This window comes from Duganella fentianensis (assembly GCF_009857835.1).
Classification (GTDB): Bacteria; Pseudomonadota; Gammaproteobacteria; order Burkholderiales; family Burkholderiaceae_D; genus Rugamonas; species Rugamonas fentianensis.
Window position 1 is genome coordinate 39,520 of sequence record NZ_WWCL01000006.1, and the last position, 20,876, is coordinate 60,395.

Below are 20,876 nucleotides of genomic sequence, written 5' to 3' on the forward strand. Positions count from 1 at the left end.
AATTCTAGAAAACCGATCCCAGTAAAGCTGTCGGGTGCTGGCGCTCGCTGCTGGCATAAAGTTGAAGATGCAGGGCGCCAATCAAGCTATAGGTCGGGCAACTGGCGGGCAACTAACCGGCTTTCAGCAAGTTGTCGCTCAATATTTCATGGCCAATCGAACAGATATTGAAGCCACAATGGCGGGCGATCTTTTGTAAGGCCGCGATCCACTGCTTAATTAATATTGGCGAGGATGAATCAGGCTGGACGGTATCGGTTGGTGCTACGAATCAAACGTGCGTCTTTGACGCGACCAATATCAAAACCAAAGGAGTCCGAACAAGTGGTTTGTAGATCAAAATGATGAATGGGTGATATGTAGCAATCGTTAGGCAAATTCTGGCGCCAGGAACTCCGACTGGTGCGGACGAGATGCTGGCCATTCTGTCTCAACTGTCGAGAGGCAAAGTACGAACCTCTGGCACAGTGACTTTTAGCGGCGACATTGCACGAGTAACTGAGTAATGACAGGAACCACGGCGCTAGGGGGACAGGTAGTTATATACCACCAGGGCAAGATGCAGGGGCATGCCAATACAACGCGACGACCAAGGAATTCAACGGAACGAACAGGAAAGTGAAAATGGCGCCTATGGCGCCATTTCTCTTCCACACTTGATCAAATTCGCGATGGTGCGAGATGACCAGTTACCCACAGTACAATCGCCTTGTAGTCCGATGCGAACTCTATCAGGAGAATAGTTACACCATGATGCATCCGATGAAAATCATACATCGAATGCTCCATCGAGCCACCGTGCCACCGCATCAATACTGCCGATGCGACCTTCCACCAGAGGATTCGTGCTGAGAAGCCACCACGCAGCCAATGCTTGACAGAGCGCGAATCCATACCAGATACGTCGGTCATCCAGACACCACGACCAACTGTTTCGGCGCCGGCGACACGAGGCGTACGTACGCGCATAGCTGGAATCCGAGCTATGGCCTTACGACGCGACTCGGCCGAAAAATCGGTGCTCCAGATACTATCGTTGTTCAGTTGCGGCTCCTTGGCGAACATAGTGCTTCCCTCTCATTCCATCGCTGCTTAACTTGCTACTCCGCGAGTTGTTCAAGTTGACGCTGAACCTCATCGGTGAGCAAGGGGTAATGTTCGCGAATATGGTTAAGAACTCTAACCTGCAAAGCCTTCCTTGCTTCGCGAACGCCGGGGTGACTGGCATACACGTTTAATAGCTCACCCAATGAGGCCATACTATCAACGAGTTTTCCCAATGCAACCCGATGTTCGCAGTCACTGGCATCGCTTGTAGCCGTGAGCAATTCGGAAAGAGGGACAGAAAGAGCGGGAGAGGAATTCGATGTACAACGTCTTGCAAGACTTGGCACTTCAGTACGATTCGATCGCGTGCGGCTCCCGCTCGATCCTGCACAAGTGCCAATTCGCCTTGAAGCGTTGGATTGGTGCGCTCGACTGTAATAACACGATGTAATGAATAGAGACACGCGGGGCGACCAGAACGCCGCCCTGGGGCAGTTCTGGCGTCCTCTTTGCCCAAATAGTGCTCGATCAACCGCCTTGTCCAACCACGCTGAAGGATCTGCTGGACTGTTAGATACTGACTATGGATCACTTGCGCGATTCCTTCTTTACGACGGGCGCCTGCGAGGCAAGAGGACGCACTACGGATTGACCTGTCGTGGCTACATTCCCGGTCGTTAAGTCGTTAGGTCTACTGTGTAGGAAGATATAAGATGCAAGGGAGCCGGCCAGCATACTCAATGCAAGGCTAGTACAAAATACTGGTACCGAAATCGTTAGCGCCTGAATTTCGGAGAGGGGAAGTGAGGCCTTCATCTTTTCAAAGAAGCTACTCAGATCACGTTTAATGCCCGGCACCTCACCCAAAGCACCTTGCTTGGCAATAATGACCATCTGATCAAAATCGCCTTTGATCGCCTTACGCTCCTTTGCAAAATTTTCTGCCATCGCACCCACGGCTAACATCACTTCGGCTTGAATGCCACTTTTCAATTCAATAGCGCGCTTATCCATTTCCTCCTGTGAAGCGTTCAATATCGCCGCCAGTGCTTTCTCGTGCTTTTGGCTGATTGTTCGCAAACGTTCGGAATAAAAGAGACCTGCGATGACAACCGGATCTTCAGGGTCGACCTTGTAGCCGGTTGTCTCAAATATCTCTACGGCTATGCGCTTTTGTTCTTCAAGATCGATCATGCGTAGTCAAACTCAATCTGCCCCAACTGGCTATAGATAGCAGTCTTCACTTTTTGAATTCGGTGACGGTTGAACGTAAAGAACAGTGGGGATAGCATGACTTCGTCAAACGTCAACAGATTTGACGTCATGGTTTCCACGTCTTTCTTATAGGTGTCCGAATCATATTTAGCCAACTTCACAACACCCAAAATTCGGTTCTGATGTTCTTTGAAGATCTTGGTGTCGATGAACTTAACGCCATCCCGCTCGACTTTACCGAAGTACTCGTTTTCCCACACGACGACCGGTGCCGCATGAGATTTCAATAGAGCTTCTAGGCTGCTCATCGTTTCGCCAAGACCACGGCCACCAACTAGCACCGCATGAATGATGATGTTCTTACCGGCCTCTCTTAGAATATCGATGACGTCGTTCTCCAGCATATAGGCCATCAAAGGCAAGAACGAAGTCGAACCATTGTCGATAACGGTATCGCCTTCATGTTCGAGAATGGTTTCCATGAGTTGGTCGAACATACTCTTATCAACGTTGTTCTCTGAATCGATAGAGCGGATATTAAAGTGCTTGGCACCGATCTTTTTATAACTGGCAAAGGTCGCATTAACAGGATCTGTGTCGGCGCAAAAGGTTTCATCGCCCAAAAACTGCGCTAATACAGGTGCAACAAACGACTTACCTACGCCACCCTTGCCAGTCAAAATCATATGTACATTATTCATTATCTTTATCCTCTGCTTTAAGCCAATTTCCCGAAGGGAAGGGGTTTACTTCAAATTTCTTTGCTCGTTGCCCTAATACGATTGGAACGCGGCGCACATATCCATCAGATACAGGATGGTCAGCCTTGTCCGTAGTAATAGGACTGCTTTCGTTTACTAAAGCCACGCTACTCTTACTTCTTACATCCTTTCTCCAACGTTTTAATATGGTTGCGTAGGTATCCATGCTTAAACTGAATCCGTTCGAATTGAGATATTCCAGAATCATCCTTCGTGGAATACCCTTTCTGGACAGTTCTTCGATCTCTGGCAACAAAAGTCGCAATCGCTTACTTATGGAAATATTTCCCTCGATTGCATCAGCCGGAAAATTTCGGGACAGATCACTCATGTGAATTTTGTATCTAAGGCAAAGCAAGACAAGGCACCGCTTCGGACAAAATGGTGTTCTCTAGCCGCATAGGAGCGCTATTCCAAACCATCATAGACTTGTCAAAGCATGACTCCTCATCAAATAGACTAGAAAATTCGTTAGGTTTCGTGGGCCGATTGTTTCAATGTCCCCGAAGTGTCCCCGAGGTGTCCCCGAGATGTCCCCGAGATGTCCCCGAGATGTCCCCGAGATGTCCCCGAGATGTCCCCGAGGTGTCCCCGCCGGCGTGAGTGGTCACATACGGGCGATTAAAGAAATCATGGTAAAGGGGATTGCGCTACAGAAGGCAATGGTCTATTCTCTGCTCTGTCGGCCTCCGGCATTTCATCCCGTAGTATTCAATTTGCCTATCTTCGCTGTCCAGTTTAGAGAGCCAAGATTCCCAAAGCCGTTATGCGGCACATCTTCCACCGCTCTGGTGGTCATTCATTAGATTTTCGAAGCTGACATCGGCGTGCTTTTTTGCGTCTGATAGTCAGCATTTTTTAAACCCTGCGTTCAGTACTTAGAAATACTGAGTATCGACGAAATCGTTGTCACATAAGGGATAGAAGGAATTTAGGAATACTAAATAGATACTGAACTGCATTTTTACGCACAGTTTTATGCGTCACCCGAGGAGGGGCAAGAAGTCATCAAGAGCGCGAGATGCTTCACCTATCCGCCAAGAGCGGTTAAGGCAGGCAATGGAACGCGCCGAGTAAGGCAAGACCATATAAGACAGTGCAGTTGGGTACCTGGCCCACACAATCTGGAGCTGCAAGGCAAAGGAGGGTGAACACTGCGACACCTACGGGTGGGAAAGCATTAAGGACGGGTGATAGCGCCACCCCACAACTGGCTAGAGGCCAGAAGCGCTATGCGAGGACCGCGTGACAGACCGGGACTTACTTACGGGTAAGTGACCCTGTGACCGTGAGGGCAGGGCGATTTGCAAAAATAGCATCAGAAGGTATGCAGATCGAAGGGAGTATTCTTAAGAAGGGCCTTCACCCGATGCGCAATAGAGTTTGAGAGTAGGCAGCATGCGTATTGCCAATTGGCAAAGCCAGCGAAGTAATAGGCATGCTGCTTATAGGTAAATGACAAGAAAGGGGCATATATGGGATCAGGTAGAGAGAAATTGCACGGCATTCTCAGCACGATATTGGCTGAAAATGCGCATAAGAGGACTAATGGGCGAGTTGCAAGCGATAGAACAACTACCGCCTATGGTGAAGTATTGCGAATGGGTTTCGATGTTTTATATGAAATTGGGTATCGGATAGAAAATCCACGGAATATAAATGAAACGCATATAAAAGCACTATGCGAATACTGGCACGGTAAAAATAAGGCGATTTCTACGATACAAGACTATTTATCGAAGTTTCGTATTTTCTCGGGGTGGATCGGCAAAAAGGGAATGGTAAAATCGCTGCCAGATTATCTCCCCAATATTCCAAAGCAGGAATTACGCGTTACAAAAGTAGCCAAGGTAAGCAAAGGCTGGACGGAAAATGGAGTCAACATTTCAGAGAAAATCGCATTGGCTGAGAATATTGATAAGCGATTTTCTTTAATGCTGCGAATGATGTTAGCTTTCGGCCTACGCCGAAAAGAGGTGATGCACACGCGAGTCTGGAAAGCGGATCACGGGAACAAGTTGGTGATATATCCTGGCGAAGCGAAAGGCGGACGTCCGCGCGACATCTTCATCGACAACAATGATCAACGTCAGGTTCTGGACTATGTGAAATCGCAGGTGGGTAAGACTGAGCCACTAGGCTGGCACACAAAAGAAAACGGCACCATCGCGTCGCTCGCCTATAACATCAAGCGCTACAATCGACTGATGGCCAGCATCGGCATCACCAAACTGAAAGACGGCGTTACAGGCCACGGTTTACGTGCCCAGTACGCCGAAAATTCTGCTCTGATCGCCGGACTCATTCCACCGACACTGGGCGGCAGTGCCAATCAGATGGAAAAAGATGTGTTGGATCTAAAGCGTGCGCAAATTAGTGAGTTGCTGGGGCATAGCCGAATCATCGTCACGGCCGCGTACTACGGCGCATTCAAATATAAGACTGGCGCCCCGATTGATCGCTTAGCGTTATTCCAAATCAACATGGAAACTGCGCTTAACAAAATTCCACCCACAACGCTACTCAATGTTCCAGAAGAACATAAGGCACACTGCAGGAAAATGGTCGAAGAACTTGAAGAATTTGATGTCTGCACAACTATCAAACATATTCACTACTTATGGGAGCAGCACAGCAAACGCTTTGCGAGTCCATGGGCATCGCCGCAACATTCCAACCTTGCAGCACTGCAGGTGGTGGCAATGAGGTTAAATGGAGAAAAGGTCGACGACCAATAAGCATACTAGCCCCCGATAGCACACTATTTCTCCTGAGCGTTTTCGGGGGAAGGAAGAACTTAGTGGAAAGCGGTACACAGAAGAATTCAAGATTGCGGCGGTCAATCATGTAACCGATCGTGGGCACCCGGCGGCCGACGTAGCCGGGCGGCTTGGGGTGAGCATTCACAGTATCTATGCCTGGGCGAAGCACTACAGTGTCCCCAAGGATGCCGAGAGCTATTTCCAGTTGCTGAAACGGAAGCAAGTTCTTCGCAAGAACTACACTACACGTGACGAAGCCCGGCAAGACGTCTTCGACTACATCGAGATGTTTTACAATCCAAAGCGGCGACACAGTTTCAATGAACGGCTATCGCCAGTCGAGTTTGAAATGAGGTATTTTTTACGGCTGCAGAGTATCTAGGAAAGTAGTGGTGATTCAGTCCTTGTAGTTCATGCCTTCCTTATTCATCGGGTGAGCAGCCCATTCGTCATCAGTTTCGTTGGAACTCAGGTCCACGTTGCCGATGGTAGCGATAGCGGCCAGAACCAGCAGAGTTTCGAAAGGGTTGGTGATAATCATGTACAGCATTTGGCACTCCATTTAAGTTGTCGATTTAGGCCTCGAAGCAGAAATTACTATCAGGGAGGTAAGGAAGTTCATGGTGATGCGCAAATTTGTGAATGCAACCTTACTTCCCCGGTAGGCATTCAAACGTTGGCGATACTGCGTAGTCTGCTAGAACAAGTAAACATGCTTCGAACACCCATTCATTACTCCGATACGTATGGTAAAAAAAGTGAATGTGCATTCGAACGTAGACAAGTACGAAGGAAACACATACGAGGAAATGGGGGGCATCCGGTTAGTACCAATTACGCTCACTTGCACTACAGTTGCACTGTTAAATTGACATTGGTCGCTGGAATTGCTAGCGTATCTATGTAGAAATATTTTGTAAGAGGTAGCTATGAAGAAGAACGCTATTGTTGAGAATTGGAACCAAGGTGTACGTGAAGGTTGGACAATGTATTGGTCGCCGTTCGTATCATTGTATAAATTGTTCAAGAAGACTTTTACCGGCAAGTAGAATTCATTTTTGAAAGCGCCTTAACTATTAGGCCTTACGCTGGTTGGCGCGTGTACCCCAATCCTTGAATTCAGTTGGATTTTCCATGAGCGAATGCTTGATGACCAACTGCTCGGATATGATGCGATCACTACGTACCTTCATGTCAGCGGCCTGCTTAGGGCTGAACCCGAGGTCTTTGAAGATATTTCCATTAATGGGAGTTATGTGAGCTGATCGAGTTTCGGTTTTCACTTTTTTGCCCTTTCAAATATATTTTCTTTCCAGTGCGTCTTTATATCATTAGTACCATAATGGAAAGTTAATTGATCCATTTCCTGATGTGGTAGAGAATTTTCTATGCCCCGCTGGATCTGGTCGCGTACATCACCTAAGACGAACAACCGTCGATTTGTTCTTAAATTGAAACTGTACTGACGCCTGCATTATCAAATAGTTCACGAACGTCTGGAATTTTAAAAGATTGCTTTAAGACTTCGCACATGACTAAGTTGGAAGAATCCCGTGATCTTTTTTACCTTTCCGCAAAGCTTCTTATCTTGGCAAATAAGCTATTACATGTCATTCTTTATTTCGGATTTATCGTTGCGGAAGACTAACATGCTTGACTACATACTCCTCGCAATTGTTGCTATTTTAGGAATAGGTCTCGGTCTCTTTACTCTGAACGAAGCCAAAAAGCTGCAGGCAACGCGAACAGAGCATGGCATCTCTGCAGATAACACAGATTGACTAATTAACGACATTGGTCATCAAAAGCCGATTTATGGACCTTCATTTCTTGTGTTCCAACAAATAATGAAAAAATCAAAAAATTTAAAACGGCGATCGCATCCCATTGTGCCTAGCTCTGTGCTGAGCGAAGAAGAACTCGCACGTAATATTGCAAGAACCAAACGCCATCTTGAGACAACCCAAAATCAATTTCTGGCCCGTCTCACTAAATCACAATCGTTCTTCAAGCAGCATCATGAAGTCGGGCTACTAGCAGGATCTATACAAAGTTTCTAGTGCTGATTGAGTGGTGCAGCGGGTTCCGGCGTGGATATAGCGCCCTTTACCAGCGCGTCCCACGCCTACCGGAGGAGCTGCGGGTGCGCCACGGCAGCGGCGCCTTCGGCAAATGACTGTAATGACCCAGTGAATTCCTGCTCAGGTGATAATACGGAAAGGACATCACGTGAGCATGGTCATGGAAGAAGAAGTCAAACGCTGGACGGCGAAGCGCAAGGCAGCGCTGGTCACTGAAATTATTCAGGGTAAAACGACGGTTGCAGAGGCTAGTCGTGCCTTCGATATGCCGCCGTCGGAAATCGAGGAATGGGTGGACGAAGCCAAGCGCGGCATGGAGAACGCCCTGCGGACCAAGCCGCTGGATGTGCGCGAGCAGTATGAGCGCCAGATCAAGGAACTCCAGGAAGCATACGGCGAAGCGATGCTGGAACTGCGTGCCAGAAAAAAGTTGGCGTCCCTGCTGGGCGAGGAAGAGAAGTGATCGAAACGATCCGCCAGGGACTGGAAGAAGAAGGATTCAAGGTTTCGATCAGTAAGCTGTGCCAGTGGTTCGATCTGCCGCGTGGGACGGTGTACTACAAATCGGTCAAGGCAGCGCCCAAGGTGCAGCCACGCTTTGCCGATCCGATCAAGGCAGTGATCAACGAGGAACCTTCCTTCGGCTATCGCACGGTGGCAGCCCTGCTGGGCTTCAACAAGAACACGGTCCAGTGCATCTTCCAGCTGCGTGGCTGGCAGGTGAGGAAACGGCCAGTCGGTTTCCGTCCACGCGTCCAAGCTTTGCCTTCGGTAGCGAAAGCACCGAACGAGCACTGGGCGACCGATATGTGTCGCGTGTGGGCTGGCCGTGATGGCTGGTCTGTGCTGGCCTTGGTGATTGATTGCCATACCCGAGAACTACTGGGCTGGCATCTATCCCGCTCAGGCAAAGCCAAGACAGCGGAGGCGGCTTTGGAGCAGGCACTCATTGCCCGCTATGGCACCTTGGGCCGGGTCGAGGCACCGTTTTTGCTCCGATCCGACAATGGACTGGTTTTCACTAGTCGCAGCTACACCAGGTTGGTTCGCAGCTATGGACTGCGCCAGGAGTTCATCACGCCGCATTGCCCGGAACAAAACGGCATGGTGGAACGCGTCATCCGGACGTTGAAGGAACAATGCGTGCACCACCACCGATTTGAGAGTTTGCAGCACGCCAGTCGGGTCATCGCCGGCTGGATCGGGTTCTACAACAACCTGCGCCCGCATCAAGCGCTGGGGATGAAAACACTCGCTGAGGCATTTGCTTTAGCGGCTTAAGTTGAGCAGGAAACGCTGGGTCATTACATCATTACATGACTGCTCCAGTTGGCCAAGACGGATGTGCTGCTGCTCGATGACTGGGGCATGGGCGCTATCGAAAGCGCCACGCGCTCGGATCTGCTGGAAATCATCGACGACTGGGCCGCCCATAAGGCCACCATAATCACCAGCTAGCTACCCATCGAGCACTGGCATGCTTTTATCGGCGACGCCGCCGTGGCCGATGCCATCCTCGACCGCCTCATGCAGCGCCAACTCCGCGTCACCTTGACCGGCGACTCGCTGCGACAGGAACGAAAAACCAGCAAAAAGGAGAAAAATCTCGACCCATCGTGACCGCAGCAATTAGAATTTGACCCGCGTGACACCACTGATGCGCAGTAGTCACGATGCACCGGAATCATCGGTCACGATCACCAGAATAGGTGCTCATCCACACAATACGGCAATTATCACTTTTCAGCAATTGAGTATAACTAAGCAGCCAAACCAAGAGTCCGTTTCCGCCCCATTGCAGACCTTCGTCTAAATATCTAATTCCTTATTTTTTGGCTGCCAATTATTCAAAGGCATAATAAGACACTGCTTTGCTTGCGAATCTATACAAGTCTGCGGAGTATCCGGAAAGCTAGTAATGATTCAGTCACGATCGACCGGAGTAGCTATCATCGCTTTCCCAGTTTGAGACTTAGCCTACGAGCGCCAATAATGCATCCTGTTACGCCCGTTAATAATCCGCCCAGACTCAGCGTAATTAAAAGGATGTCCCATGCGGGGCGATTTTCTAGCAACGGAAGCCAATCCCAACTATGCAACATTGAGAATAGCCACCGACTAAAACGTTGGCGTCGATCTAACTCGCTTATAACTTGGCCAGTATGCGGATCTAAATAGACCCAACTCCTATAGGCATCGTCATATTCCAAACGTATGATAGGTAACGGTTTGATCCGGTCACCATACAGGCTGTGGGCGTCACGATTGTAATAGTAAAAATCATATTCCGTTTGCCATGTAACGGCCCTCACCGGTGACCATAACAAACTCCGAGCAGCTTCTAGCAACTGGTCTTGGTTCAGCACCATTTGATACGCACTGGCGCTATCAAGAATTACTGGGGCGCCCGTATCTGCCTGTGCCAATACGATAGTTCGCCCCACTACCTGTTGCCATCGAAGCTCACGAATCTTGGCGCCAGCACTCTGTAATAGCAGCGCAGGTACCGCATCTCTTTCTGTCAAATATAATCCGTCGCCTCTAATTGCTTGTTGCTGTAAAGGTGAGCGTCCACTATTAAATATGTGCCAAGGATTCATAGACATCAGGCCGCTGAACGACCATGTCACGACAATCAACGCAAAGCACAGACCGCCGAGGTGGTGCCAGCGCATCGCTCTATTCTGGTATGGCGAACTGTTGCCGTTGCGATATCGCTGACGCCAACGCCAGCGCAGAGTCCCTATCCAAGCACCTGAAAGCCCGGCCACGCTGCAAGCGATAGCAAGGCTATCTAGCAAGAACGACCAATACGGTTGAAATACATTGCCGCGTAATGGGTACAGCCAGTGTATCCACGCGCCGACGTAATTCCAGCAACGTTCGCTGCGGGTTGCGTCGCGCACGACTTCGCCTGTCTGTCCTGAAATGTACAGTAGTGTCCTGTCCCCATCATCTAACAGTACTCGGTGTAGCGGCCGGTGGCGATCAAGTCCTCTTGTGTGCGTAAAGGCATCCTCTTGGACTTGATCAAGATACTGCAAACCTATCTGTCTTCCCGCAAACGTTTGTGCGCTGGCCACAGCGTGTGCCACATCAACGGCCGGCAACTGCACTCCACTTTGCGCATCAATTACGATCACAGCTGGCATTGCCGCTTGCACCGTAGTGTTCACGGTGGCAGGCTGTGCCAGATAAACCGGACGTGCACCACTTGCTTGTGCCAGCCTTAACTCCCGCAGCGGACCGAATACGCCTGCCCGCTGCAACGCAGTGGCAGGCGCCAGCATTGGAATAGCGGGGTCGAGCACAGGTAAATGTTGTAACCGCTCCACCTCTGTCAGTTTGGGGTATCCCACGTACATCATCACTATGCCGGAGAAAAACCATAAAACGCAGAATATCCCCAGCACTATTCCTACCCAACGATGGAGTAAGAATAGCACCCGCTTTGCTGGAAGCTTCACAGACTAAAATTTGCAGCCAGATACAAGGCTCTACCATCGCCGGGAGAATGCCGAGTCTGATCATTGAGCCAGACGTACTCGTAGTACCGGTTGAACAGATTCTTCACTTGTAGGTCAAGACTCAGATTGGCGTTCACCCGATAACTTGCACTTGCATTGAACAGCGCATACGCACCATACTTATTGCCAACATTTGCCGTGGTCAGATAGTAGCTGCCTTGTCCATTCGCCCAAGTCGAAATTTTCCACGCAGGATTAAGCTGCAACTCATAGCCAGCGGAGAATAAATTGCGTGGTAGATGGTCTATCTCATTGCCGAGTGTGGCCGGTGCAGCTGGATCTGGACGAACAATACGGGAACGCTGCAACGAATAACTTAACCAGGCATTGGCTCCGTTGTTCGTTCGTGCATTCAATTGCAAATCTATCCCCTCGCGTCGAGTACTGCCCACATTCTCTGATCCCCCAGCAGGGTCATTCAGACGGCGCTTCACCTCGTCAGAGGCATCTTGCCGCCACACAGCAAAACGACCATTGACCCAATCAAGTGGTGCAAACTTGATGCCGTTTTCCCAGCCTTGATTGACCGATGGCCGCACACTGCTTCCAGCGGACTGATAGGCTGCCGCACCCGCACCTATCTGGAAGGTTTTCCCCCAGTTGGCGTAAATACTTGCTGCACTAGATAGTGCGTACACGGCGCTCAATTTAGGTTGCTTGATAATGCCGTAGTCCTGTATCGCATATTGCACGTTTTTCGACGTATCTTTGAACTCGCCCTCAACTTGATCAATGCGATAGCCGGGAATGAGCTTAAAGCCTTGAACCGGCTGCAAAACCGCCTGCACATACGCACCATAGTTATCGAAGCGGAAGTGCTGGTCGCGTGTGGTCACCACCCTCACTTTGTTATTAGTACTATAGCGAGGACTAGCGTCATGCTGATGCTCCGCGTTCACACCAGCTTCAATCGACGCGTCACGTAGCAATGCATAGGTAATGCCAAGGGGACGATATGTCGCGCTGGCAAGTAAGCCGGTATGTATCTCATCAATAATCCGCTCCTGTTGAGAGCTGGTAATTGCATAACGCAGCCAGCGCTGATCCTGCACGCTGTTACGATAGAGTCTAGTCGTCAACGATAAACCCTCTGATAACTCTCGACTGACATATGCGCTGATCTGGCTCATCTGGCGATTGCCACCGGTTGACTGAGCATAGGCATAAGATGCCGTAGGGTCGCTGCGTGCATCTTTTGCTTCAAGATAACCAGGCTCTTCCCCATTACCTTCAGTGTGGCGAATGCTGAAGCCGGAGCGCGTGCGACTATCGTCGCTGGTGTATGTCCATTTTCCGCTGAGGGTAAATTTATCGAACTCTGCATTACTTCGGTAGCCATTTGATTTTTGATAACCCACAAAGTAATTTTGTGCCCAATTCCGACTTTCCATACCCTGTGCAAGTTGCAACTCTCTCGTCGCGAAACTACCGTAACTGACGCGGGCCACCGTTTCATTGCCACCTAGACGCGTATTGATATTTGCATTGCCCGCAATGTTATGTAGACCATAGCGTGGATCATTGGTGCCGCGTACCACTTCAATGCTATTAATCTCTAACGGAAAGAGCATATCGAGGAAAGGCATACCGCCAGCATTATCATTGCTAGGTATGCCATCAATCAGCAGTTTTACCGCGTTGACTTCGCCCTCGCCGTTAAATCCACGGAAAGACAGCTTACCCGACTCATTACCTTGTCGAAATTGGGTCAACATCACACCAGGTGTTCGGGCGAACAATTCCCACGCATGTTGTACTTGCTGTTCTTCGATCAGTTCAGCACCCAAAACATCCACCGAGCTCAGTACGCTACGTGCGGAAAGTGGCCCGGATCGTTGGCCTTTGATGTCAACTCGCCCAACATACAGCGCTGCATCATCAGTTTGTTCTTGAGCATAGGCGAAGGCGGTAACTCCTAGTAGTGCAGTTAGCAAAATGGCGGACTGATAGGCGCCAAAAAAATAGCTTTTGGTAAGCGTACGCGGATAGGTAACGAAGTGCATAATTAGAGGGTATTAGATATGGATTCATCACGTTGCTTTGCCTGCGCAAGGAGAGCAACGTGACCAAGTTATAGAGGGTGTATTGAGTGCCTATAGCTACCGACATCAATCAGCAGTAAGCAAAATTAATAGCTAATCGAAATGCCGATATTCACCGAACGCCCCATAGCACGCAGAGGGCGAGGTGCATTTGTCATATTGGCAGAAACGTATTCCAATCCTCCTAGAGGCAAATCGTATTGACGATTGAATACGTTATCTATGCCAGCATCAAATTTGACAGAACTATTGAGCTTGTAGCTAGTGCGATAGTTCGCAACCGAATAACCCGCCGTACCTTGCTCGGCGCGGACAGCATTCAACTTGTCCTTCGCCCCGACGAGCACGGTCTCAAGCGTGTTGGACCAGGAACCAAGGGTATGCTCAATGACCAGCCGGGAATTTAATGGCATGATGTTGTAGAGATTTTCACCATTGGTAGTCTTCCCTCGGGTATAGCTCAAAGAAGCCAGTATGGTCCATTCACCATAAGCTTTGCCGAGCAGCTTCTTTCCCGATACATCGACGCCGTACAGGTAAGCATTCTGATTGGCAAACGTCAGCGATTGACGCCCCAATATTCCGCTCATGTTGTACGGATTGGTTGACGTATTTGGAACTGCATTGATGTAGTCTTTCACATATGTATAGAAAGGCGACATCTTCACTTGCCAGTCCCGATGTTCTGCATCATGCCAATCAGCGTTTGCTTTGAAACTGTAGGCCACTTCCGGTTTGAGATTCAAGTTGCCAACATACGAGTTCAGGTCACCAAACCAGTTATTCATGAGACCGGCCATCATGGCTTCGTTGGACCATGTATAGCGCTCATGCATATTAGGTGAACGGGTTTTACGTGAAAAACCACTATCATACGTTGCACTGGAGTTGTTCAGGTAGCGTGCAGAAGCTGTCAAGTCCCAGTTCACATCATTTCGCTTGTGGTCCTTGGTGTTAAACGTTGCACTATCTGTCTGATAAGCATCGCCAAATGGCGCGTCGGCTTCATAGTAGCCTTGCACCTTACCCGTATTCATGGCCACTCGTTCGACACGCGCGCCCAGCTGGGTCGATAGTTTATTGCTTAACTTCGTATCTAGTTCCGAGAACAACGCTAGCCGATCTCTCCGTCCGCCGTTTACATTCCAAAAGGTATTCGGCGCCATTCCCATCGACCCAACAAGTGGAGGCCACCAGTCATTCAACGTGTAACGATGAAACTCATGCCCAAAGCGGACAATCTGGCTTTCGTTAAGCGGCGCTGTAGCGATGATGGAGTAGCCAAGATCCACCGCATCGGTATCCATGGGCATATAGGAGTCCGCAACGGGGAAGCCTGCAGCTGCAGCTTTATCTGAAAGTACATCCATCTTATGGCGCACATGCTGACGGAATGCGCGAGCATCTACGGTCCCCCAGTTAAAACTTCCCGCGTAGCTAGCATTGATGGAGAAGCTCTTGTTTGAGGTCATATCCATCGACTGATTTGGATACCCTTGAAAGGGGATATCTTGCCAGCCAAGAGCAAGCGTCCACAAGTCTTGGCCTGACACCGTGGCAAATTTCAGCGCATTGTTTCGTACCTTGTAGCGACTTGCCGCCACTTCCTTTCCTTTTCCATCCTTGTAATTTTCCGCATCTACCGTATTTCCCGTGTAGCCTATGCTGAAATTCTCAGTCGCAGCATTTGCCTGGAGGCTCACTCCATTGACGTCCCCATTGCTTCGTTCAAACGCTGTGAAATTACCAGAGGTCTTAATTCCTTCATTCGCTTTGGCGAACAGGGGCGGTGTTGACTTCACTGCTATCGCACCGCCAATACTGTCACCGCCTTGACTAACCGGAACGATGCCTGCGTACACATTGATTTGGCTGAGTGCCGCTGGGTCAATATACGACAATGCTGGATTCATGTGATTGGGGCACGCAGATGTGATACTCATGCCATCAACGGTAATTTTCAGACGGTCGTCGGCCAAGCCGTTGATTGCTGGCAGGCTCGAAACACCACCGCCAGAGTACAAGCTAATGCCTGGCACACCATCTAAAAGTGTGGCGGTGTCATTGGTAGCTAATCGGCGGGACGACAAATTTTTTCCGTCTATGGACATGCCGAACTCGGACACCTTTTCGCCTATGACGGTTACAGTCGGAAGTTGGGGAAGCTGGTTTGCTTCGTGCGCCCAAGCCCCAGAACACAAGGCAAGACCAATTGCGGTGTTCAACATTAAACGAACAGGCACGAGCGTGTCTGATTTTTTATTTTTCATTTAGATATTCCTTAGATGTCTGGAAAATTTTTTATTTCGTATGCTTTTTTGTTTGCGATATGCGTTCAGTCACACAGGCTTTTCAGATCAGGCAAGCGCCCAATGTTCATTAATTTGCGGCTGACCTACAAAAGACTTCGTTACTCTTCTGGACCGCATTTCCTCTCGCAAAAAACCACTTTCGCGAAAACCTGTGATGATGCGAGAAACGGTTTCCGGCGCTGCATTGATAATGCTGGCGATATTCACCAAGCTAGGGATAGTGGTGACTTGGACCTCATCCCGCTGTTTGTCATTGCCGTTTGCGACAAGTAGCAGCAAGCGACGAACCCGCTCGTCTACCGTCCCAATGCGCAGACTCGCTGTTTCTCGGCAACGCTGATAGTTGCAGAGCGTAGCGTTTCGAAACAGGCTGGCAAGGTGGACGTCATCTCTAACCGTCAATGGTGTCAGAGAGGCGCTGGTAATCGCTTTCACGATATCGTCCTGAGCGGCTCCAGCGATGCGTTCAATACCCAAGATATCGCCAGGTAGCGCTAATCGAACGAAGTGCAATGCTTCATCTGCCATTTGGCGATCAATGCGCAAGACTCCTTTACTAACGCGCCATAAGGTATTTGTCTGTGAATGTTGCAATTGTTCGCGGGGGCGCAAATGTAACGAAGCTTTATAGATATTTATGCTTTGCATCTTTTCCTCCTATTACTGCTTTCCCATTCGTCTGGCTAACAGGAATATCTCGTTTCGCGATAGCGAATTTAGGGGCGAGACTTTGCCTTGCTGAGAGCTAATGGGAAAACAAGATCACGTTGGTGTGTGTCTTCGAGAGTTGCAGAGGTGTGCGGATATCCCACAGGTCGAGCACGGTAAGTTGGCACAAACAGATGCAACAGAGCACCGGCTATACCAGTAGTGGACGACTGCTGTTGAAATACGAGGACATTCGGCCTCTGAATCTATCGAATTCTTGTCCCGGCAGGAATGCCGTGACGACAAATCACAATGGATCAGGCCAGAGTAGGCGGGGCGCGTGACTGAGCCGGTGCCCAGACAAATTGGGCTTGCGGTGCTTGTAGGAATAGACGGGGTACAAATGCAAGTCGGATGATATGGTCGATCAGCGCAACTTGTGGGAGAGTAGGCAAAGCAAGATCGACATGCAACGCACAGTATGGACAATCCATTTTAGCGCGGGATTCTGCTGGTTGATCACCATCGGTGTTGGCGACAACCTGCACGAGTTTACTACCTGCTACGCTACAGACCTCCACCCAATCACTCTTATTGCTAATGCGCGATATGGTTGGCGCCAGCACCGAGAGTAGCATCGCCAGTGCGGCGAGCCAGAGTGCAAAGCGGTAAATTGTGCGGTGCATGAACATGCACGGAAGTTTAGCATGAATGTAACGCTATAGACACTTAGTGTGCGCGCCTATAAATCTACAAGACCGAACTAAATTTAGTAATCCTTGTATTTTTGGGGAGGACAATCTGCCTTTTATGCATAGGATGCTTAATAGCACTCCTTCACCAAAACTGGCCATTCCCATCGTACGATACTTAGGTACAGAATCTCTCGCCGCAGGTCTAAGTTTACCCCTCGCAGGGCTACTATCCTCCGCTAACGCGCTTTGCTTATTGTTACCCACTAAAGTAGTCTGTTTATCGAGCTAAGTGAGCGCTTAGTCAGCGCGTATATTTACCTGACCAGTTATATCCGCTTGATATGGCGAAAGGCCTCGCTCGATTAATACACAAGCGATTGCACCTCGATAACGGCGGTCTGGGAAAGCGTAATGCAGTTCTCCACCGATTGGTCGAAGCCCCCTGATAAGTTCCTCGTTTGTAAGTGGGGAAAATTTCAGTTTGACTTCATGCAACTCATCTAATGTATGCGCAGCGGGGAGATTTTGTATTGCACGCTCGTCCAAAATGAATTTATGCTGAATGTTATTTAGAGCGATGTCCGCTACCTGCTTTCTGCCGTTCAAATCATAACTTAGGGCATGTTGTATATGAAGAGCGCCGGCAAGGAAGTTCGCAGTTGTACAGAGTACTTTCTCATCTCCGGTGGTAGCGTTTACCACGATAATCTTCACATATGCAGGTGATGTCGTCACATTTACAAATGAGCCTTGTACGGCAGCGTCATAGCTAGATTTAGATTGAATAAATTCTTCGGCGCTTGCATTAAGTGCCAAAATAATCGCAACACATGTGATGACGATGTTCTTATTCATAAAATTATATATGGGTGGTTGCATTTGGTCGTATTTAGCCGCGCTTTGCCCTGCGTATCCATTCGTCGGCCAAGTCGCCCATGTTCTTGGTCGTGCCGTTGTGCACCCACGCCATAAACTCTCGGTCGAACTTGAAATCTGGCCCACACTGATGAGAAAGAAAACGCCGAACATTTTGCGTGTTCCTGTAATCAGAGTCGATTTCTGTAGTACGTGAAATTTCTCCGCCATGCCAATCGAACTTCATGCTCAATCGCTCCTGAGATTGCCAATGTGTGCGGCGGCTTCTGGGTGAACACGGCCAAAGACGCTCAGAATAGCAGTTTGCTAATCTGTAAAAATTCACGGATTCTCACACCCGGCCAGGGTAGTCTTATTCACAGAACCTGAATGCAATTCAGCAAGTCTTGATTCGGACGTCACGTACCCTCAATTTGAAACTTGCGGGCGCAGAAGCGCCACTAGCTACGCCCCAAGCCACGGCCCATCGCATTGATTTACTCTTCTCCTCACGAGTTAAAGCGGTGTCAATCCGGTCCATGGCGACGCCCATACGAAAGATTCTGTAAGCCTGTTTTGTCATCCACCAATTCTCGTCCTATCCTGCAATACAAGCGTTGTGGAAAATCAAGGCATCGGCGTTGAGTTTGGAGGACGGGATGGTCAAAAAACTTGGTCTGGCGTCAACATTTGACACCGCGTCTCAGATAACTAATCGGGCGGTTGCATACGTTCGTATGTCCACTGAGCGTCAAGAATACTCAACAAAAAACCAATTGGATGTAATCGAGAGATATGCCACTGAACACGACTTATCAATTGTGGCAATTTACGAAGATGCTGGAAAAAGCGGGTTAACCAAAAGCGGGCGGCCAGCTCTTTGCCGCTTGATTGAAGACGTACAAACACGCCACGACTTTGACTTCATTTTGGTGTACGACGTAACTCGATGGGGGCGCTTTCAAGACATTGATGAGAGCGCATACTATGAATATCACTGTCGCAGGTACGGCGTATCAATCGCATACTGTGCAGAGCCCTTTGACAACGATGGGTCGCCGTATTCGGCCATCATGAAAATGCTTAAGCGTGCTGCAGCCGCTGAGTTCAGCCGAGAGTTATCTGTAAAGGTGTTTGCAGGACAATGCAGGCTCATCCGAATGGGCTATAAGGCAGGCGGCGCAGCCATTTATGGCCTAAGCAGACTACTGGTTGGAAAAGATGGAATTCCTGTTGGGATACTCAAATCGGGGGAGTGGAAAGCGATACAGAATCAACGAGTGATATTCGCACCAGGCCCTGAAGAGGAAATCGAAATCGTGAACCTGATTTTCAAGTGGTATGTTGACGATGGTGTCGGCGACCGCCGCATCGCGGCCTTGTTGAACTCACAGAACGTACCGTCAAAATATGGTGGTAAATGGACCAACAATATCATTCGGTGCATGCTCAAGAACGAAAAATACATTGGGAACCTTATCTTCAATAAGGCTTCGTTCAAGCTGAAAAACAAGGCCATTAGTAACCCTCCAGAAAGCTGGGTCAGGTGTGACAACGCATTTCCGGCAATCGTTCCAATTGAACTTTATGATGCAGCCCAAAGGGAGCGCAGACGAAGGAACGGGCACTACTCAACAGAAGAACTAATTGCGATTCTTAGGCGAATATATAGAGAAAAAGGGCGGATTTCGAGCAACTTGATTAATCAAGACCCTGACGCTCCCACGGCCACCTTATTCTGGTGCCGCTTTGGAGGTATGTTCGAAGCCTACAAACTGGCTGGGATTCCCTATGTCGGAAATGATGAGGAACTTGGGGTGAGAAAGAGAAACTATGCGTTTAAAGATATCGTTCAGGCCCAAGTCGAGAAGCTCGTGCGCGCAGCAGGTGGGTATAGCGAACGACAGCTAGGCCACTGGGCCACCAATACCTATAGGATGCGACTAAATGGCTTAGTCAACATCGCAATTCGAGTGCTAAGCTGTCGGCGCGAGCCTAAGTACGGCTATAACCGCTGGTGGGTAAATTCACCTAGCAAAATAGAGGTAGATTTTTTGATTGCAGCCCAACTCGATAAATCGAACACTGAAATTGTTCGGTATTTCCTCTTTCCACGAGAGGACTTTGGAATGTCGGACATTGCATTTACTGAAGATAGCGTAGGTCGGCTTCAGAGTTACTCAACTTCACGCCTAGAGGATTTTTTTGGACCCATCGAAATTCCGGAATCTAAAGACGACTCGGGTGTCTTATGGGCCTCTTAGTCCTATCGTAAGTCACATTATTCGACCGTCCGCTACTGGCCGAAAACAGTTACCAATGTGGCTCAAGCTCAGGATATTGTCGTAGGATTGGTCTGAAGAGATGTTCATCACTGGCAGCCATGACCTGGGCAATATGTCTACGCATTTCTCGACGCTCAGGTTCCGATGAAATCTGTTCAGATTTATCGATGATGACATTGATTTGAGCGTTCAAGACTAAGACCTCTTTCATTAGTTCTTCTGCTATTTTCTTTTCCATCTCGCCTTTCTAGGAATGTTGAATTGAGACCTATTCCGGTACCTTCTGCTTAGAAAAATTGAACGACAGTTTGTGGCCGTACCCAGTCGACAGTCAGAGTAGCATCTTGCTCAGTCAGAAGGTTCACGAATTGTCACGCCAGCCGGAAGCTGCCCAGAAGCGGCCATTCTTCATAACGAGCTCAGCGTCGCCGTACACTTTTTACGAGTCAGTGGGATTCTTTCGTGCCGTGCGTATCTCCCGTGCCCTATCTAATTTATCCAATATCTCGGACGGCGTCTAGAAGTGGTCCCGCTTGATTGGACAGTCAAATCGTTGGCTTAAGTGGAGCCTTGCGTGAAAAAGCTTATCCACGGCGCCGCTCGCCGCCCCGTGAACAGGGCAAGAGCGTGCGGCACGGTGGGTAAG

At 49.2% G+C, this 20,876-nt stretch carries 17 protein-coding genes and 4 pseudogenes; 8 read left to right on the forward strand and 13 right to left on the reverse strand.

The features are described 5' to 3' along the window. Positions 1–660: 660 nt before the first annotated feature. The 4 genes from GTP23_RS21350 to GTP23_RS21365 all read right to left on the reverse strand — a co-directional run bounded on the left by GTP23_RS21350 (position 661) and on the right by GTP23_RS21365 (position 3,354). Positions 661–1,065 carry a hypothetical protein gene (locus tag GTP23_RS21350; RefSeq protein ID WP_161036995.1) on the reverse strand — a complete coding sequence of 135 codons (405 nt, stop codon included), beginning with the start codon at positions 1,063–1,065 and terminating at the stop codon, positions 661–663. Positions 1,066–1,635: 570 nt separating this feature from the next. Beyond that, complete coding sequence (locus GTP23_RS21355) at positions 1,636–2,241, reverse strand: hypothetical protein (protein ID WP_161036996.1); 606 nt, start codon at positions 2,239–2,241, stop codon at positions 1,636–1,638. Then, a complete protein-coding gene (locus tag GTP23_RS21360) occupies positions 2,238–2,963 on the reverse strand; it encodes a P-loop NTPase family protein (protein WP_161036997.1) in 726 nt (241 codons plus the stop codon). Before GTP23_RS21360 ends, GTP23_RS21355 begins: the two co-directional genes overlap by 4 nt. Continuing rightward, the gene (locus tag GTP23_RS21365; RefSeq protein WP_161036998.1) at positions 2,956–3,354 is read right to left on the reverse strand and encodes a hypothetical protein; all 399 of its coding nucleotides are present in this window, start codon (positions 3,352–3,354) and stop codon (positions 2,956–2,958) included. Before GTP23_RS21365 ends, GTP23_RS21360 begins: the two co-directional genes overlap by 8 nt. 1,144 nt (positions 3,355–4,498) lie before the next feature. Between GTP23_RS21365 and GTP23_RS21370 the strand changes: the two genes are divergently transcribed. The 3 genes and pseudogenes from GTP23_RS21370 to GTP23_RS21380 form a co-directional block, all read left to right on the forward strand. After that, positions 4,499–5,761 carry a site-specific integrase gene (locus GTP23_RS21370; RefSeq protein WP_161036999.1) on the forward strand — a complete coding sequence of 421 codons (1,263 nt, stop codon included), beginning with the start codon at positions 4,499–4,501 and terminating at the stop codon, positions 5,759–5,761. 25 nt (positions 5,762–5,786) lie between these two features. Next, positions 5,787–5,948, forward strand: a pseudogene (locus GTP23_RS21375) (transposase); the annotation flags it as partial. Positions 5,949–5,972: 24 nt separating this feature from the next. Beyond that, positions 5,973–6,167: pseudogene (locus tag GTP23_RS21380) on the forward strand (IS3 family transposase); the annotation flags it as partial. Positions 6,168–6,182: 15 nt separating this feature from the next. Here GTP23_RS21380 and GTP23_RS21385 read toward each other — a convergent pair. Continuing rightward, entirely contained in the window at positions 6,183–6,335 is a 153-nt protein-coding gene (locus GTP23_RS21385) for a hypothetical protein (protein WP_161037000.1), read from the reverse strand. A 1,536-nt stretch (positions 6,336–7,871) separates the two neighbouring features. Here GTP23_RS21385 and GTP23_RS23160 point away from each other — a divergent pair. From GTP23_RS23160 to GTP23_RS21405, 4 genes and pseudogenes are all read left to right on the forward strand, one after another. After that, positions 7,872–7,958, forward strand: a pseudogene (locus GTP23_RS23160) (AAA family ATPase); the annotation flags it as partial. 38 nt (positions 7,959–7,996) lie between these two features. Further along, the gene (locus GTP23_RS21395) at positions 7,997–8,329 is read left to right on the forward strand and encodes a DUF1153 domain-containing protein (protein ID WP_371866965.1); all 333 of its coding nucleotides are present in this window, start codon (positions 7,997–7,999) and stop codon (positions 8,327–8,329) included. Further along, positions 8,326–9,147, forward strand: a complete 822-nt coding sequence (locus tag GTP23_RS21400; RefSeq protein ID WP_161037002.1) for an IS3 family transposase — start codon at positions 8,326–8,328, stop codon at positions 9,145–9,147. The genes GTP23_RS21395 and GTP23_RS21400 overlap by 4 nt, the downstream gene beginning before the upstream one ends. A 48-nt stretch (positions 9,148–9,195) precedes the next feature. Continuing rightward, positions 9,196–9,486, forward strand: a pseudogene (locus GTP23_RS21405) (ATP-binding protein). Between the two features lie 329 nt (positions 9,487–9,815). Here the strand turns inward: GTP23_RS21405 and GTP23_RS21410 are convergent. The 7 genes from GTP23_RS21410 to GTP23_RS21440 form a co-directional block, all read right to left on the reverse strand. After that, the gene (locus GTP23_RS21410; RefSeq protein ID WP_161037003.1) at positions 9,816–11,333 is read right to left on the reverse strand and encodes a PepSY domain-containing protein; all 1,518 of its coding nucleotides are present in this window, start codon (positions 11,331–11,333) and stop codon (positions 9,816–9,818) included. Beyond that, on the reverse strand, positions 11,330–13,396 hold the full coding sequence (locus GTP23_RS21415) for a TonB-dependent receptor (protein WP_161037004.1): 2,067 nt from the start codon (positions 13,394–13,396) through the stop codon (positions 11,330–11,332). Before GTP23_RS21415 ends, GTP23_RS21410 begins: the two co-directional genes overlap by 4 nt. Positions 13,397–13,521: 125 nt before the next feature. Then, a complete protein-coding gene (locus GTP23_RS21420; protein ID WP_161037005.1) occupies positions 13,522–15,705 on the reverse strand; it encodes a TonB-dependent receptor plug domain-containing protein in 2,184 nt (727 codons plus the stop codon). A gap of 87 nt (positions 15,706–15,792) precedes the next feature. Beyond that, positions 15,793–16,395, reverse strand: a complete 603-nt coding sequence (locus GTP23_RS21425) for a cyclic nucleotide-binding domain-containing protein (protein ID WP_161037006.1) — start codon at positions 16,393–16,395, stop codon at positions 15,793–15,795. 317 nt (positions 16,396–16,712) lie between these two features. Then, entirely contained in the window at positions 16,713–17,087 is a 375-nt protein-coding gene (locus tag GTP23_RS23100) for a DUF2946 domain-containing protein (RefSeq protein ID WP_371866963.1), read from the reverse strand. Between the two features lie 300 nt (positions 17,088–17,387). Then, a complete protein-coding gene (locus GTP23_RS21435) occupies positions 17,388–17,945 on the reverse strand; it encodes a hypothetical protein (protein WP_161037008.1) in 558 nt (185 codons plus the stop codon). Positions 17,946–17,979: 34 nt separating this feature from the next. Continuing rightward, positions 17,980–18,192 (reverse strand): DUF6434 domain-containing protein, encoded by a 213-nt coding sequence (locus tag GTP23_RS21440; protein ID WP_161037009.1) that lies wholly within the window; start codon positions 18,190–18,192, stop codon positions 17,980–17,982. A 412-nt stretch (positions 18,193–18,604) separates the two neighbouring features. Between GTP23_RS21440 and GTP23_RS21445 the strand changes: the two genes are divergently transcribed. Further along, positions 18,605–20,209: a recombinase family protein gene (locus GTP23_RS21445; RefSeq protein WP_161037010.1), complete on the forward strand. Its 1,605-nt coding sequence runs from the start codon at positions 18,605–18,607 to the stop codon at positions 20,207–20,209. A 49-nt stretch (positions 20,210–20,258) separates the two neighbouring features. Here GTP23_RS21445 and GTP23_RS21450 read toward each other — a convergent pair whose 3' ends face one another. Next, positions 20,259–20,468 (reverse strand): hypothetical protein, encoded by a 210-nt coding sequence (locus GTP23_RS21450; protein WP_161037011.1) that lies wholly within the window; start codon positions 20,466–20,468, stop codon positions 20,259–20,261. Positions 20,469–20,876: the final 408 nt, after the last annotated feature.

What these genes read in the sequence shown, in the direction of transcription:
- GTP23_RS21420 (WP_161037005.1), bottom strand. Translation starts at nt 15,705, where the DNA reads ATGAAAAATAAAAAATCAGACACGCTCGTGCCTGTTCGTTTAATGTTG.
- GTP23_RS21365 (WP_161036998.1), bottom strand. Translation starts at nt 3,354, where the DNA reads ATGAGTGATCTGTCCCGAAATTTTCCGGCTGATGCAATCGAGGGAAAT.
- GTP23_RS21370 (WP_161036999.1), top strand. Translation starts at nt 4,499, where the DNA reads ATGGGATCAGGTAGAGAGAAATTGCACGGCATTCTCAGCACGATATTG.
- GTP23_RS21355 (WP_161036996.1), bottom strand. Translation starts at nt 2,241, where the DNA reads ATGATCGATCTTGAAGAACAAAAGCGCATAGCCGTAGAGATATTTGAG.
- GTP23_RS21425 (WP_161037006.1), bottom strand. Translation starts at nt 16,395, where the DNA reads ATGCAAAGCATAAATATCTATAAAGCTTCGTTACATTTGCGCCCCCGC.
- GTP23_RS21435 (WP_161037008.1), bottom strand. Translation starts at nt 17,945, where the DNA reads ATGAATAAGAACATCGTCATCACATGTGTTGCGATTATTTTGGCACTT.
- GTP23_RS21415 (WP_161037004.1), bottom strand. Translation starts at nt 13,396, where the DNA reads ATGCACTTCGTTACCTATCCGCGTACGCTTACCAAAAGCTATTTTTTT.
- GTP23_RS21385 (WP_161037000.1), bottom strand. Translation starts at nt 6,335, where the DNA reads ATGCTGTACATGATTATCACCAACCCTTTCGAAACTCTGCTGGTTCTG.
- GTP23_RS21450 (WP_161037011.1), bottom strand. Translation starts at nt 20,468, where the DNA reads ATGGAAAAGAAAATAGCAGAAGAACTAATGAAAGAGGTCTTAGTCTTG.
- GTP23_RS21350 (WP_161036995.1), bottom strand. Translation starts at nt 1,065, where the DNA reads ATGTTCGCCAAGGAGCCGCAACTGAACAACGATAGTATCTGGAGCACC.
- GTP23_RS23100 (WP_371866963.1), bottom strand. Translation starts at nt 17,087, where the DNA reads ATGTTCATGCACCGCACAATTTACCGCTTTGCACTCTGGCTCGCCGCA.
- GTP23_RS21360 (WP_161036997.1), bottom strand. Translation starts at nt 2,963, where the DNA reads ATGAATAATGTACATATGATTTTGACTGGCAAGGGTGGCGTAGGTAAG.
- GTP23_RS21440 (WP_161037009.1), bottom strand. Translation starts at nt 18,192, where the DNA reads ATGAAGTTCGATTGGCATGGCGGAGAAATTTCACGTACTACAGAAATC.
- GTP23_RS21445 (WP_161037010.1), top strand. Translation starts at nt 18,605, where the DNA reads ATGGTCAAAAAACTTGGTCTGGCGTCAACATTTGACACCGCGTCTCAG.